The 13,638-nt window shown below is 68.4% G+C and carries 14 protein-coding genes; 12 read left to right on the top strand and 2 right to left on the bottom strand.

What is annotated here, in order from left to right; all coding sequences use genetic code 11:
* The first annotated feature begins 137 nt into the window (after positions 1-137).
* Both pspF and LG334_RS18450 read left to right on the top strand, forming a co-directional pair.
* On the top strand, positions 138-1,208 hold the full coding sequence (gene pspF, locus LG334_RS18445) for a phage shock protein operon transcriptional activator (protein WP_404380252.1): 1,071 nt from the start codon (positions 138-140) through the stop codon (positions 1,206-1,208).
* A 58-nt stretch (positions 1,209-1,266) separates the two neighbouring features.
* Positions 1,267-1,746: a DUF427 domain-containing protein gene (locus LG334_RS18450; RefSeq protein ID WP_404380254.1), complete on the top strand. Its 480-nt coding sequence runs from the start codon at positions 1,267-1,269 to the stop codon at positions 1,744-1,746.
* A 20-nt stretch (positions 1,747-1,766) separates the two neighbouring features.
* On the opposite strand, the gene LG334_RS18455 is transcribed toward LG334_RS18450, so the two are convergent.
* Complete coding sequence (locus tag LG334_RS18455; RefSeq protein ID WP_404380256.1) at positions 1,767-2,687, bottom strand: sugar kinase; 921 nt, start codon at positions 2,685-2,687, stop codon at positions 1,767-1,769.
* Positions 2,688-2,852: 165 nt separating this feature from the next.
* Here LG334_RS18455 and LG334_RS18460 point away from each other — a divergent pair, with 165 nt between their 5' ends.
* The 10 genes from LG334_RS18460 (at position 2,853) to LG334_RS18505 (ending at position 13,064) form a co-directional block, all read left to right on the top strand.
* The gene (locus LG334_RS18460) at positions 2,853-3,680 is read left to right on the top strand and encodes a FadR/GntR family transcriptional regulator (RefSeq protein WP_404380258.1); all 828 of its coding nucleotides are present in this window, start codon (positions 2,853-2,855) and stop codon (positions 3,678-3,680) included.
* Between the two features lie 35 nt (positions 3,681-3,715).
* On the top strand, positions 3,716-4,771 hold the full coding sequence (locus LG334_RS18465) for a TRAP transporter substrate-binding protein (RefSeq protein ID WP_404380260.1): 1,056 nt from the start codon (positions 3,716-3,718) through the stop codon (positions 4,769-4,771).
* A 125-nt stretch (positions 4,772-4,896) separates the two neighbouring features.
* Complete coding sequence (locus LG334_RS18470; RefSeq protein ID WP_404380262.1) at positions 4,897-5,580, top strand: TRAP transporter small permease subunit; 684 nt, start codon at positions 4,897-4,899, stop codon at positions 5,578-5,580.
* Positions 5,581-5,584: 4 nt separating this feature from the next.
* On the top strand, positions 5,585-6,913 hold the full coding sequence (locus tag LG334_RS18475) for a TRAP transporter large permease subunit (RefSeq protein ID WP_404380264.1): 1,329 nt from the start codon (positions 5,585-5,587) through the stop codon (positions 6,911-6,913).
* Positions 6,914-6,924: 11 nt separating this feature from the next.
* Entirely contained in the window at positions 6,925-8,073 is a 1,149-nt protein-coding gene (dgoD, locus tag LG334_RS18480; protein WP_404380266.1) for a galactonate dehydratase, read from the top strand.
* Positions 8,067-10,235, top strand: coding sequence for a dihydroxy-acid dehydratase (locus LG334_RS18485; protein WP_404380268.1), 2,169 nt, complete (start codon positions 8,067-8,069; stop codon positions 10,233-10,235). Before dgoD ends, LG334_RS18485 begins: the two co-directional genes overlap by 7 nt.
* Positions 10,236-10,248: 13 nt before the next feature.
* Positions 10,249-10,884 carry a 2-dehydro-3-deoxy-6-phosphogalactonate aldolase gene (locus tag LG334_RS18490; protein WP_404380270.1) on the top strand — a complete coding sequence of 212 codons (636 nt, stop codon included), beginning with the start codon at positions 10,249-10,251 and terminating at the stop codon, positions 10,882-10,884.
* 1 nt (position 10,885) lies between these two features.
* A complete protein-coding gene (locus tag LG334_RS18495) occupies positions 10,886-11,797 on the top strand; it encodes a 2-dehydro-3-deoxygalactonokinase (RefSeq protein ID WP_404380272.1) in 912 nt (303 codons plus the stop codon).
* A gap of 66 nt (positions 11,798-11,863) precedes the next feature.
* Positions 11,864-12,658 carry a M48 family metallopeptidase gene (locus LG334_RS18500; protein ID WP_404380274.1) on the top strand — a complete coding sequence of 265 codons (795 nt, stop codon included), beginning with the start codon at positions 11,864-11,866 and terminating at the stop codon, positions 12,656-12,658.
* 13 nt (positions 12,659-12,671) lie between these two features.
* A complete protein-coding gene (locus LG334_RS18505) occupies positions 12,672-13,064 on the top strand; it encodes a DUF4174 domain-containing protein (RefSeq protein ID WP_404380276.1) in 393 nt (130 codons plus the stop codon).
* Here the strand turns inward: LG334_RS18505 and greB are convergent.
* The gene (gene greB, locus LG334_RS18510; protein ID WP_404380278.1) at positions 13,061-13,630 is read right to left on the bottom strand and encodes a transcription elongation factor GreB; all 570 of its coding nucleotides are present in this window, start codon (positions 13,628-13,630) and stop codon (positions 13,061-13,063) included. The two genes, LG334_RS18505 and greB, sit on opposite strands and share 4 nt — an antisense overlap.
* Positions 13,631-13,638 lie beyond the last annotated feature (8 nt).

Below are 13,638 nucleotides of genomic sequence, written 5' to 3' on the forward strand. Positions count from 1 at the left end.
TCTCCGACAGGCGTTGCGCTTGGTTTCGCACCCCTCCTTTCAAAGGGTGTGCCAAACCGCGGGAATGGCGGAATTCCACCGTTTTCCATTGAAACGGCCGAATTGCGCCGTAACGCATTCCACCATATATTTGCGACATGGACTATTATGAAGCGGATAACGCCACCGCGCCGGGCCCGGCGCCCCTGCTGGGAGAATCCCGCGTCTTCCTGGAGATGCTGGAGACCGTCAGCCGGCTCGCGCCCATCGACCGGCCCGTGGTGATCCTGGGGGAGCGCGGCACCGGCAAGGAGCTGATCGCCGCCCGCCTGCACTACCTGTCGCGGCGCTGGGACCAGCCCTTCGTCAAGGTCAACTGCGCCGCCCTGCCGGAAAGCCTGCTGGACGCCGAACTGTTCGGCCACGAGGCCGGCGCCTTCACGGGCGCCACCCGCCGCCGCATGGGCCGGTTCGAGGCGGCCGACGGCGGCACCCTGTTCCTGGACGAAATCGGCACCGCGCCCCTGTCGGTGCAGGAGAAGATTTTACGGGCGGTGGAATACGGCACCTTCGAGCGCGTCGGCTCCAGCGCCACGGTGCAGGTGGACGTGCGCCTGGTCGCCGCCACCAACGCCGATCTGCCGGCCATGGCGGCGGCCGGCGAGTTCCGCGCCGACCTGCTGGACCGGCTGGCGTTCGCCGTGCTCACCCTGCCGCCCCTGCGCGAGCGGCGCGACGACATCCCGCTGCTGGCCGACCACTTCGCCCTGTCCATGACCCGCGACCTGGGGCGGCCGCTGTTCGCAGGCTTCTCCGAGGCCGCCATGGACCAGCTTCTGGCCCACCCCTGGCCGGGCAACGTGCGCGAGCTGCGCAACGCGGTGGAGCGGTCGGTGGCCCTGGCGCCGGACGCCGATACGCCGCTTGCGTCCGTGACGGTGGATCCCTTCGTCGGCTATCCGCGCCCGGAACCGCGTCCGTCGGCGGTGGCGAAGGATGCGGCGACGGAGGAGGCGACGGAGGAGGCGGAAAAGGAGCCAAAGGACGTCCCGCGATCCGCACGCCGCCCGGCCCTGCCGGTCGATTTCGACGCCGCCGTCGACGCCCATGCACGCACGCTGCTGACCCGCGCGCTGGAGGAGGCGCGCTTCAACCAGAAGGAGGCCGCGCGCCGCCTGGGCCTCGACTATCACCGCTTCCGAAGGCTTTTGAAGAAGCACGGGGCTTGATCCGCGCCCCCGACGCACCCGTATGCCCCTCTGCCGCAAGCCGAGGGAGAGCCACGCCATGACCGACCGCCCACGGGAATCCGTCTGGGACTATCCGCGCCCGCCGCGCCTGGAGCCCGCCTCCAGCCGGCTGCGGGTCGTCTTTGCGGGCGAGACCATCGCCGACACCCGGCGCGGCTTCCGCCTGCTGGAAACCAGCCATCCGCCGGTCTACTACATCCCGCCCGACGACGTGCGCCTGGACCTGCTGACGGCCGCGCCGGGCCCCCGTTCGTTCTGCGAGTTCAAGGGCCGCGCGACCTACTGGACCATCCGCGTCGGCAGCGCGACGGCCGAGCGCGCCGCCTGGTCCTATCCCGAGCCGGCCGCGCCCTACTACCCCATCGCCGACTGCCTGGCGTTCTATCCCGACATGGTGGACGCCTGCTTCGTCGGCGACGAACAGGCGATGCCGCAGGAGGGCAGCTTCTACGGCGGGTGGATCACCAGCGAAATCGAAGGACCCTTCAAGGGCGGCCCCGGCACCTGGGGCTGGTGACACCGTCGCGCGCGAAACGTTCAGTCCCCCAAGGCCTTGCGCACGTCTTCGGCATGGGGAATGGGCGCCACCGCGCCGTAACCCGTCGTCGACAGGGCCGCCGCCGCGTTGGCGTATTCCGCCGCCGCGAACGGGTCGTCGCCGAGTTGCAGGCGTGCCAGGAAGCAGCCGTCGAAGGCATCGCCCGCCCCCGTTGCGTCCACCGCCTTGACCCTGCGCGGCGGAATGCGGCGACGGCCGTCGGGCGTGGCAACCAGCACGCCCTCGTGCCCCATGGTCAGCGCGATGACCTTCACGCCCTGGTTCAGGTAGAGGTCGACCACGGCGTCGGCGTCGTCCAGGCCCGTCAGCAGGCGGGCATCGTCCAGCCCCGGCAGCAGGATGTCGGCATACGGAATGGTGCCGGCGATGATGGCGCGGGCGCGGGCCAGCGGCCACAGCTTCAGCCGCAGGTTGGTGTCGTAGGAGGTGGTGACGCCGGCCTCCCGCGCCGCCTCCAGCGCCGCGAACACCGAGTCGCAGGCCGGCGCGCTGATCGCCTGGCTGATCGCCGAGCAGTGGAAGATGCCCGCCGAGCGGATGGCGTCCAGCGGCAGGTCGGCGGGCGCCATGCGGCTGGCGGCGCTGCCCGCGCGGTAGTAGGCGAAACGGTGCCCCTCCGCGCCGTGGGAGACGAAGTAGATGCCCGTCGGCGCGTCGGCCACCTGGCGCACATGGCGCGTGTCCACGCCCTCGCGCCGCCACATGGCGAGCATGTCGTCCCCGAAAGTGTCCGCCCCCACCGCGCTTATGAACGCCGCCCGCGCCCCCTGCCGGGCCGCCGCGACGGCCGTGTTGGAGGTGTCGCCCCCGAATCCCGGCATGTACGACTGGTCGGACCCGCGGGTCTGGTTCAGCTCCATCAGCCCCTCGCCGAGGCTCACGATCGGTCCGTCCTGCATGGGTCTCGATCCTTATCCGCCGCTGATACGTTGACGTAGGGGAAAGTGCCACGCGCGTCTTGCCGCACTGCAAAACTCACTTTTGCGCTGCAAGGTAAGACTTTGTTGAACACTATGTCTGACATAGCCTAGTATAGTTCGCACGAACTGGAAAGGCGCACCGTGATGTCCCCGGCGGCTCCGCAAAGCACCAACGCCTCTCGCGACCTGGGGAACCGGGTGGCCGAGGAACTGGCCGCCGGCCTGTTCTCGGGACGCTATCGCCCCGGCGAGATGCTGCCCAAGGAGACCGAGTTGTGCGACTCCTTCGGCATGAGCCGCCCCAGCGTGCGCAACGGCCTTCAGATCCTGTCGTCGCTGGGCATCGTCCGCCGCATTTCTGGAAAGGGCACGGTGGTCGAGGAGTTCCGCGAGTGGAACCTGCTGGACCCCATGGTCACCCGCTGGATGGCCGAGTACGCCCAGCCCAACCCCGACTTCCTGGCGGAAATCTTCGAGTTCCGCCACGCGACCGAACCCACCATCGCCGCCCTGGCCGCCCGCAAGGCCACCGCCCGCGACCTGCTGGCGATGGAAGAGGCCTTCCACGGCATGGAGGCCACACTGGACGGGGCCGAGGCCGGCGCGGAATGGGACCGCACCGCCTTTTCCGACCATGACGTGGCCTTTCACGCCGCCATCTACCGCGCCACGCACAATCTGGTGTGGGCCCAGCTTGCCCACATCCTGCGGCCCTCCATCACGCTGGTCGTGCGCACCTCCAACGAAACGGCGGAGGAATTGCGCGACAGCCTGGGCCGCCATCGTCACCTGATGGAATGCATCCGTTTGCGCCGACCCGAGGACGCCGAGGAGGCCGCCCGCAGGGTCATGGCGCGCACCGCGTTCGACCTGGGCATCACGCCCGACCCGGATGCCGGGCCGGGGCCCGCGCCGAACGCTCAAGCCCCGGACGACGCCCCCAAGAAGGCGTCGCCCAATCGCCGAGCCTGACGCCAGGAAGGCTAGGACTCCAGGAGGAAGCACACATGGTTCATCTCTCCATCACCCGTGCAGCCAAGCAGGTCGCAGGCGTGGCCGTCGCCGCCACGGTTGCCGTCGGCCTGTCGACCGTCGCCACCCAGGGTGCGCTCGCGGCCGAATACAACTGGACGTTCCAGACGTCCGAGACCGCCGGCGAGCCGCAGTTCAAGCTCAAGCAGGAGTGGGCCGAGAACATCGAGACGATGTCCGGCGGCCGGGTCGAGATCGAGATCCTGCCCACCGGCGCCGTCGTGCCCCACAACCAGACGCTGGAAGCCGTGGGCGCCAACATCCTGCAGGGCCACCTGACCGATCCCAGCTACTTCTCGGGCATGAACCCGGCGTTCTCCATGCTGGGCAACCTGGTGGGCGCCTGGGGTGACCCGCTGGAGTTCCTGGAATACATGAAGCACGGCGGCGGCGAGGAGCTGTACAACGAGCTGGTCCAGCCCTACGGCGTGCACCTGATCGGCGCCGCCGCGACGGGCCTGGAATCCTTCCCCTCCTCCAAGCCCATCCGCACGGTGGAAGACCTGAAGGGCCTGAAGCTGCGCGCGCCGGAAGGCATGGTCTACGACATCTTCTCCAAGGCCGGCGCGGCCCCCGTGAACCTGCCGGGCTCGGAGGTCTACACCGCGCTTGAAAAGGGTGTCATCGACGCCGCCGACTACACGGTGTTCGCCACCAACCAGGCGCAGGGCCTGCACGAGTTCGCCAGCTATCCGAACTATCCGGGCTTCCACAGCCTGCCCATGGTCGCGGTCTCCATGAACAAGCAGATCTGGGACGGCCTGCCCGACGACATCAAGACCATGATGGAAGTGGCCACCGACGACCTGGCCTACAACATGGTCTTCGAGCTGAAGAAGAACGACATCGAGGCCGTTCAGGAAGCCCGCCAGGACCCCGAGATCGAGATCGTCGACCTGCCGGCGGAGGAGCGGAAAAAGTTCCGCAACATCGCCCAGCAGGAATGGAAGAACTGGGCCGAGAAGAACGAGATGACCCAGAAGGTCTATGACTCGGTCACCGAGTTCCTGAAGGCCCGCAACCTGATGTAAGCGGTTGACGGCGCGGCGGACGGTGCCCATCCGGCCCGTCCGCCGCCCGCCTTTTCCTTTTTCGATTTTCGATCCTGTCCCGCCGGTCCCCAGATGCGCCCGGCGACGGCCGAGGGGTCCCCGCCATGACCAAGCTTCCCAACCGCCCGACCGACCGGGACGCCTACGAGGAACTGTCCAACACCGACGCCGGACAGCAGCCCGTGGACCGCAGCGGCCAGGAAGGCCACATCCGCACCGTGCTGGACTTCGCCGTGGCGGAATCCGCCAAGGTGTTCGCCTGGCTGGTCTTCGTCGGCGCCGTCATCAGCGTCTACGAAGTCGTCATGCGCTACGCCTTCAACAATCCGACGTCCTGGGTGCACGAGACCACCGTGTTCCTGATCTCGGTCATCTTCGCGCTGGGCGGACCCATTGCGCTGGCCCGCGACAAGCACATCCGCGTGCGCCTGATCTACGACTGGGTCGGACCCAAGGCCAAGCGATGGCTGGACGTGGTGAATTCCATCATCACCTTCGTGTTCCTGTCGGGCATGACCTTCGCGGCGTGGATCATGTTCTACAAGTCCACCCACTCGCCGCTGGGCGCCATCCAGCTTGAGCGGTCGGGCACCTCGTGGAACCCGCCGTTTCCGGCCTTCACCAAGACCATCATCCTGATTTCCGTCGCCGTGATGCTGGTGCAGACCATCTTCCACTTGGTCAACGCCATCCGCGGCAAGGGCTATGCCGACGACGACCACGGCGGCGGCAAGGACAAGGGCGGCGGCCCCGGCCCGGTCTCCACCACGCTGGGCAAGGAGGGCTGACGCCATGTGGAACCTCGGCCTTTCCGCCATGGGCATCGAGTGGGGCACCTACGCCCTGGTCGGCAGCATCTTCCTGCTGCTGCTGACGGGCCTGCCGCTCGCCTTCGTCACGGGCCTCGTCGCCCTGTTCTTCACCTTCGGCTGGTTCGGCCCCAACGCCCTGCCGCTGGTCACCAGCCGCGTCTACGGGTTCATCACCGAATATTCGCTGGTCGCCGTGCCCATGTTCGTCTTCATGGCGAGCCTGCTGGACCGATCCGGCCTCGCGCGCGACCTGTTCAACGGCATGAGAATCCTGGCCGGCCGCGTGCCCGGCGGCGTCGGCGTGCAGACGCTGGTGGTGGCCTTCTTCCTGGCCGCCATGTCGGGCATCATCGGCGGCGAGATCGTGCTGCTGGGCATCCTGGCGCTGCCGCAGATGCTCAGGCTCGGCTATGACCGCAACATCTCCATCGGCGTCGTGTGCGCCGGCGGCGCGTTGGGCACCATGATGCCGCCGTCCATCGTGCTCATCATCTACGGACTGATCGCATCGGTCTCCATCGCCGACCTGTTCACCGCCGCCATCACTCCGGCGGTGATCCTGATGCTGTGCTACGTGACCTACGTGCTTGTCCGCTGCATCCGCAACCCGTCCCTCGGCCCGCCGCTGTCGGACGAGGAAGCGCACATGCCGCTGGAAGAGAAGCTGAAGGCCATCCGCGCCATCATCCTGCCGGCCATGATCGCCTTCCTGGTGCTGGGCACCATCTACGGCGGCATCGCCTCGGTCACCGAGGCCGCGGCCATGGGCGTGGTGGGCGTGCTGTCGGCCACCATCATCCGCCGCGAGCTGACGCTGGGCCTGCTTCAGAAGTCGGTCGTCCAGACCATCAACACCTGCGGCATGATTATCTGGATCGGCATCGGCGCCGCCGCGCTGGTGGGCGTCTACAACCTGATGGGCGGCAACGCCTTCGTCTCCAGCTCCATCCTGGGCATCGAGGCCCCGGCGGTGGTCATCATCATGGTGATGATGGCGATCCTGCTGGTGCTGGGCCTGTTCCTGGACTGGATCGGCATCGCCATGCTGGCCCTGCCCATCTTCGTCCCCATCGTGGTCAAGCTGGGCTACGACCCCATCTGGTTCGGCATCCTGTTCGCCGTCAACATGCAGGTGAGCTTCCTGAGCCCGCCGTTCGGCCCGGCCGCCTTCTACCTGAAGGGTGTGGCGCCCGCGTCGATCACGCTCCAGCATATCTACACGGCCGTGCTGCCTTTCATCGCCATGCAGCTGATGGTGCTGGCCGCGATCCTGTTCTATCCCGAGATCGCCATGTGGATGGTGGATTAGGAGCCAGTGTCATGAAAATTACAGCACTCAAGACTTGGCTCGTGCCCCCGCGCTGGCTGTTCCTGAAGATCGAGACCGACGAAGGCGTGTCGGGCTGGGGCGAGCCCGTGGTGGAGGGCCGCGCCCACACCGTCCAGGCCTGCGTGGAGGAGTTCGCCGATACCCTGATCGGCCGCGACCCGCGCCGCATCGAGGACATCTGGCAGAGCCTCTACCGGGGCGGCTTCTATCGCGGCGGGCCGATCCTCATGTCGGCCATCGCGGGCATCGACCAGGCCCTGTGGGACATCAAGGGCAAGGCGCTGGGCGTGCCCGTGCATGAACTGCTGGGCGGGGCGGTGCGCGAGAAGATGCGCATGTACTGCTGGATCGGCGGCGACCGTCCCCACGATGTCGGCCGTCAGGCGAAGGAGGTCGTCGCCAAGGGCTTCACCGCCTTCAAGATGAACGGCACGCCGGAACTGCAAATCGTCGACAGCCACGCCAGGGTCGACGAGGCCGTGGCGCGCGTGGCGGAAGCGCGGGAAGCCGTCGGGCCGGAGGTCGGCATCGCCATCGACTTCCACGGCCGCGTCCATCGCCCCATGGCGAAGGCGCTGCTGCGGGAGCTGGAGCCCTTCCACCCCCTGTTCGTGGAAGAACCCGTCCTGCCCGAGCACCTGCACGCCCTGCCCTCGCTGACCGCCGGCCTCGGCTACCCCATCGCGACCGGCGAGCGCCTGTTCACGCGCTACGACTTCCGCCCCATCCTGGAAGACCGCTGCGTGGATATCGTCCAGCCCGACATTTCCCACTGCGGCGGACTGACGGAGGCGCGCAAGATCGCCACGCTGGCGGAAACCTTCGACGTCGCGCTGGCGCCGCACTGCCCGCTCGGGCCGCTGACCCTGGCGGCCTCGCTGCACCTGGATTTCATCTCGCACAATGCGTTCATCCAGGAACAGAGCATGGGCATCCACTACAACCAGGGCAACGACGTGCTCGACTACCTGGTGGACCCGAGCCCGCTGACCATCACCGACGGCTATACGCCCCTGCTCACCAAGCCGGGCCTGGGGGTGGAGATCAACGAGGACTACGTCATCGAGCGCGCGGCAGAATGCCACCGCTGGCGCAATCCGCTCTGGCGCCATGAAGACGGGAGCATCGCGGAATGGTAGACCCAAGCACGGGCGACAACACGCCCATCACCATCGACGAGAAGGCCAACCCCTACCGCGACTGCATCCAGGGTTTGGCGAACGAGCCCATCACCGTCGTCCGCCTGCTGGAGGACGCGCGCAAGGAGCTGCACCCCTCCAGCAAGCTGGCGGATCTCGGCGGCGGCGTGACGGTGAAAGAGGTCGTGCACCGGCTGGTGACCAACCGGCCGCGCGTCGCCATCATCGCGGGATCGCCCGACCATCCGGCCCACCTGCTGGACCGGGCGCACACGCTGATGGCCGCCGCCGCCATCTGGCAGCGCGGCGGGGTGCCCTTCACGTTCTCGGTCCCCGTCATCTGCGACGGCACGGCCCAGAACAACATCGGCCAGAGCTATTCGCTCGCCTCGCGCAACGATACCGCGCGGGCCGTCAACATCAACTTCGAGGGCCACAGCTACCACGCGGCCTATGTGCTGGCCGGCTGCGACAAGAGCCCGAGCGCCATCCTCTCGGGCCTCGCGGCGGCGGAGGTGGCGCGCCGGCACCGGGGCGACCAGGCGCCGGTGTGGGCCGTTTTCGCGCCCGAGCATGTGCTCAAGGGCGGCAAGATCCCCGACGGCACCCGCAAGGAACTGGAGACCATCGCCGCCAAGGCCCGCGAGCACGGCCATCGCGAACTGGGCGAAGACATCGAGGGAAACCTTGAATACATCCTCCAGTGCTCCAGCGACGAAGCCTTCGCCGGCCAGCTCAAGCGCGCCAAGAACCTGGAACTGATAGACCCCGACACCGAACGCCGCATCCTGAACGAACTGGCGGAACACACCTGCGACAGCCACGGCGGCATATGCGCCTTCAACGGCACGGGCAATTCCTCGCGCACCATGCTCGCCGCCTTCGGCCTGACCCCGCCGGAGCTGGAGCTTCTGACGGGCGTGCCCGCCGACACCGCCGTGGGCCAGGGGATGGACTGCCTGTTCGGCATTCTGAACAAGCCCGAATACAGCGTCTGCAATCTGGTGAAGGCCAACTTCGCCAACGTGGTGCGCATCCACAACGCCACCGGCTCGTCGTCCAACATGCTCTTGCACCTGCCCTGCATCATGCGGCACGCGGGCTTTGACGTGACCATCGACGACTATGCGGAAATCCGCGACAACACGCCGGTGCCGGAGGTCTTCGCCCATTCCCTGACCGAAAACCGCGACACCTTCGTGCTGGCCCAGCAGTTCATGGCCGGGCAGCACCGGGGCATGGAAAGCCTCTACCGCGTGCTGTCGGACCTGAAGGTGCCCATGGACCTGGACGCCGTCACCGTCTCCGGCACCTGGCGCGCGCGCACGGAAAACCTGGACACGCCGGTGGACCCGGCGTTGGGCGACCGGGCCGTCATCCGCACCCTGCCGGTGCGCAAGATGTCGGGGGTGGAGGTGCTGCGAGGCAGCTTCTTCGACACCTGCGTGGTCAAGGTCTCGGGCATGTCCGACGACCAGTACGCCGGCTTCGACGACCACATCTTCGTCGTGCGCTACTACGAGAACGAACACGTCTGCAACGGCGACTTCGCCGCCCGCGACCTGCTCGACCGCCTGCGGGCGACGGAGGGCGTGGACGACGCCCTGATCCGCGCCGTGGTCAAGCGCAACGGCGGCGGCGAGGAACCGGACCTGGAGAACTTCCGGGGCCTGCTGGAGCGGCACCTGCTGTCGTTCGCCTTCCTCATCGCCGGCCAGGGGCCGCAGGCCTACGGGATGCCGGAGATGTTCTCGCCCAGCCAGAACCTGCGTCACCACCGGGTGCTGGAGGCGTCGTCGATCCTCATGACCGACGGGCGGTATTCCGGCGTGACCAAGGGGGCCTGCATCGGCCACACCACGCCGGAAGCCTTCGAGGGCGGCGGCATCGGGTACCTGCGCAACGGCGACATCCTGCGGGTGAAGCTCACCGACCGCCGCATCGACCTGCTGGACCGCGTCGCCTTCCTGGAAAACCGGGAAGTGGTCATCGACCCCACGAAGGACGAGGGCCGCGCCGAACTGCACGCCGAGCGCATGAAACGCATGGACCACCGCCGCCTGGACATCGCCGCCTGCAACCTGATGGAACACGTCTCCGACGCCTCCCACGGCGTGGTGCCGGCGGCCGTGGACCGGCGAGCGACGGCGGCGTGGCGGTAAAGGAACACCCACAATGACCGACACCTTCGACCAAGCCTTCGACGACATGCCCCTGGTGGCGGTCCTGCGCCACATCACGCCCGACGAGATCATTCCCGTCGCCAACGCGCTGATCGACGCGGGCTTCCGCTTTCTGGAAGTGCCGCTGAACTCGCCCGACGCCTTCACCAGCATCGAGAGGCTGGCGAGGCACTGCCCGCCCCACGTCCTGACCGGCGCCGGCACGGTTCTGGAGCCCTCGCAGGTGCGCCAACTGGCGGACACGGGTGCCAAGCTCATGGTCACGCCCAACACCGACGCCGACGTCATCGACGCCGCAGTCTCGGCCGCGCTTTATCCCCTCATCGGCTGCCTGACCCCGACGGAGGCGCTTCAGGCCGTGCGCAGGGGCGCGCGGGGGCTGAAGATCTTCCCCGCCTCGCGCATGGGGCCGGACTACCTGAAGGACATCCGCGCCGTGCTGCCCCCGAGCACCAGGCTGCTGCCCGTCGGCGGCATCGGGCTGGACACCATGGAGGCCTTCCACAAGACGGGCGCCGACGGCTTCGGCTACGGCACCAACCTCTACAAGCCCGGCAGGCCGGCCGCCGAGGTGGGCGAGACCGCCCGCGCCCTGGTCGCCGAGTTCCGCCGCCTGCGGGGCCGCTGACATGGCAGGGCGGCAGGCCATCGTCGTCGACTGGGGCACCACGTCCTTCCGCGCCTGGCTGGTGGACCTGGATACCGCCGAGCGCTTAAGCGAAATCCCCTCCGGCCGGGGCATGAAGGACGTGGCGGCGGCGGAGTATCCCGCCTACTGCCACGCCATGCTGTCGCGCTGGCGGGACCGCCCCGACCCGCCGCCCGTCTACATGACAGGCATGGTGGGCGCACCGACGGGATGGCTGTTCGCGCCGCAGCCGGCGCTGCCCGTATCCGCCGCCGACCTCGCCGCCCAGGTGGTCGCCGCGCCGGGGCTGGCGGATGCCTGGATCATCCCCGGCTGCCGGGTCGACACCGCCGACCCGGACCGCGTGGACGTCATGCGCGGGGAGGAAGTGCAGGTTTTCGGCGCGCTGGCGCTGCTCGAACGCCGCGACGGCATCCTCTGCCTGCCCGGCACCCACAGCAAATGGGCGACGGTCAAGGACGGCCGCCTCACCGACTTCCACACCTTCATGACCGGCGAGATGTACCGCGCGGCGCTGGACGCCACCATTCTCGGCCAGGGCGTCCCCGCATCAGCGCCGTGGGACGAGGCGGCCTTCCTGAAAGGACTGGAGGCGGCGCGCCAGCCGGGCGGGCTGCTCAACCGCCTGTTCACCGCGCGCGGCCGGCGGCTCTACCGCGACCTGGGGGCAGAGGCGGTGCCGGCCTACCTGTCGGGCCTTCTGATCGGCGAGGAATTCCGCGCGAGCGCCGAGGTCGCGCCCTCGACCGCGCCGGTCCCCCTCGTCGGCGCCGACGCCCTGCGCCACCCCTACGAGACCGCCGCCCAGGCCTTCGGCCGCATTGTGCGGTGGATACCGGCCGCCGACGCCACCGTGCGCGGCTGCATCGACGTCATCCACGCACGCGGGTGACGGCAACGGCCCGCTCTCCGGCAGCGTTCGGCGGACAACGGTGTCACCAGTCCAAGGGGAAACGGGATGAGCGGTTCCGTGCTGATGCGGCTCACCAGAACGCGCCCCGCCCGCGCGGCGGCGGTGGTCATTACCTGCGGCGGGCTCCTGACGGCCTGCGCCGGCGACAGCACCGGCCTCGGCCTCAACCTGGTGCCGGAGGAACAGGTCCGGCAGATGGGCCAGCAGACCTGGGCGCAGATCCGGTCCGAAACGCCGGTCTCCAACAATCAGACCTACCAGCGCGCCGCGCAGCAGGTTTCCTACCGCCTGCTGCGGGCCGGCGGCATGAACCCGCAGGCGTGGGAGGTGGTCGTTTTCCAGGGCGACGAGGCCAACGCCTTCGCCCTGCCCAACGGCAAGATCGGCGTCTACGAGGGCATGTTTGGCATGGCCGAGAACGAGGCGCAACTGGCCGCCGTCATCGCGCACGAGATCGCCCACAACGAGGAAAACCACGCCGCCGAGCGCGTCAACACCCAGGCCGCCACCTCGGCGGGAGTGCAGATCGCCAGTGCCGCCGCCGGCATCGCGGGCATCGACGCGCAGACGGCTGCCGCCCTGCTGGGTGCCGGCGCGCAGTACGGGCTGAACATGCCGTACTCCCGCAACCAGGAACTGGAGGCTGACCGCCTGGGGCTCAACATGATGGCGCGGGCCGGCTACGACCCGCGTGCGGCGGTGGAGTTGTGGCAGCGCATGGCGCAGCGGGGCGGCGGTCCGCCGGCCTTCCTGTCCACCCACCCGGCCCCGCAGCAGCGCATCGAGCAGCTTCAGCAGATGATGCCGCAGGCCCTCGAGATTTACCAAGCGAGAAGCTAGGGAGGACGGCACCGTGGAACAGTCCTTCACCGAGCCCTATGAGGGCAAATACCGCCTCATCGTTCTGTTCGGGCCCGATGACCACGATTCGCGCCTGACCAGCCAGATCGACCTGCTGATGGCCGAGGAACAGGCGTTGCAGGAGCGTGACGTCTACATCTTCGTCGTCGCCGGCCCTGGCGCGGTCAAGGCCCTCGGCGACGGCGCCTCGGGCGCCCGGCTGGACCCCGACTCCATGCGTGAGCGCTTCGACGTGCCGGCGGACGCCTTCCGCATTGTCATCATCGGCAAGGACGGCACCGTGAAGAAAACCAGCGACGATCCGCTGGCCGTCTCCGACATCAAGGCCCTGATCGATTCCATGCCCATGGGCGCGGAGGAAAAGCGGCAGCGGAAGGGCGATTAACCCTTCTCCGGATACTCGATCCCCAGCACCTCCAGCGTGTCCACGCCGCGCGGGGTGCGGACGTCGACCTCGTCGCCCACTTCGGCCTTCAGAAGGGCGCGGGCGATGGGGGAGAGCCAGCTGATCTTGCCCTCGTTCATGTCGGCCTCGTCGACGCCGACGATCTTCACCCGCAATTCCTCGTCGCGGCTGTTCACGTAGGTGACGGTGGCGCCGAAGAAGACCTTGTGGCGGTTGGGCTGTTGCGACGGGTCCACCACCAGCGCGTTGTCCAGGCGCTTGCGCAGGAAGCGCACGCGCTTGTCGATCTGGCGCAGCAGGCGCTTGCCTTCCTTGTAGTCGGCGTTCTCCGAGCGGTCGCCCAGCGACGCCGCCCATTCCACCACCTTCACCACCTCGGGCCGGCGGGACTTCCACAGGTGGTCCAGCTCCGCCTTCAGGGCCGCGTGACCTTCCGGCGTCATGTAGAACCTGCCGCCGGGCGGGCGCGGGCCGGAGTCGGCGCTCTCGTCCTCGTCGTCGTCCGCGTCCTCGGCGGCGGCGGGAAGGCGGTCGTCGGATGCCATGGCGGAAG

This window comes from Caenispirillum salinarum, from assembly GCF_044803115.1.
GTDB lineage: Bacteria > Pseudomonadota > Alphaproteobacteria > Rhodospirillales > Rhodospirillaceae > Caenispirillum > Caenispirillum salinarum_A.

Bases quoted from the DNA above. Each gene is read 5' to 3' on its own strand.
- LG334_RS18485 (WP_404380268.1), top strand. From the start codon at position 8,067: ATGGTAGACCCAAGCACGGGCGACAACACGCCCATCACCATCGACGAG.
- dgoD (WP_404380266.1), top strand. From the start codon at position 6,925: ATGAAAATTACAGCACTCAAGACTTGGCTCGTGCCCCCGCGCTGGCTG.
- LG334_RS18475 (WP_404380264.1), top strand. From the start codon at position 5,585: ATGTGGAACCTCGGCCTTTCCGCCATGGGCATCGAGTGGGGCACCTAC.
- LG334_RS18465 (WP_404380260.1), top strand. From the start codon at position 3,716: ATGGTTCATCTCTCCATCACCCGTGCAGCCAAGCAGGTCGCAGGCGTG.
- LG334_RS18470 (WP_404380262.1), top strand. From the start codon at position 4,897: ATGACCAAGCTTCCCAACCGCCCGACCGACCGGGACGCCTACGAGGAA.
- LG334_RS18455 (WP_404380256.1), bottom strand. From the start codon at position 2,687: ATGCAGGACGGACCGATCGTGAGCCTCGGCGAGGGGCTGATGGAGCTG.
- greB (WP_404380278.1), bottom strand. From the start codon at position 13,630: ATGGCATCCGACGACCGCCTTCCCGCCGCCGCCGAGGACGCGGACGAC.
- LG334_RS18490 (WP_404380270.1), top strand. From the start codon at position 10,249: ATGACCGACACCTTCGACCAAGCCTTCGACGACATGCCCCTGGTGGCG.
- LG334_RS18450 (WP_404380254.1), top strand. From the start codon at position 1,267: ATGACCGACCGCCCACGGGAATCCGTCTGGGACTATCCGCGCCCGCCG.
- pspF (WP_404380252.1), top strand. From the start codon at position 138: ATGGACTATTATGAAGCGGATAACGCCACCGCGCCGGGCCCGGCGCCC.
- LG334_RS18460 (WP_404380258.1), top strand. From the start codon at position 2,853: ATGTCCCCGGCGGCTCCGCAAAGCACCAACGCCTCTCGCGACCTGGGG.
- LG334_RS18500 (WP_404380274.1), top strand. From the start codon at position 11,864: ATGAGCGGTTCCGTGCTGATGCGGCTCACCAGAACGCGCCCCGCCCGC.
- LG334_RS18495 (WP_404380272.1), top strand. From the start codon at position 10,886: ATGGCAGGGCGGCAGGCCATCGTCGTCGACTGGGGCACCACGTCCTTC.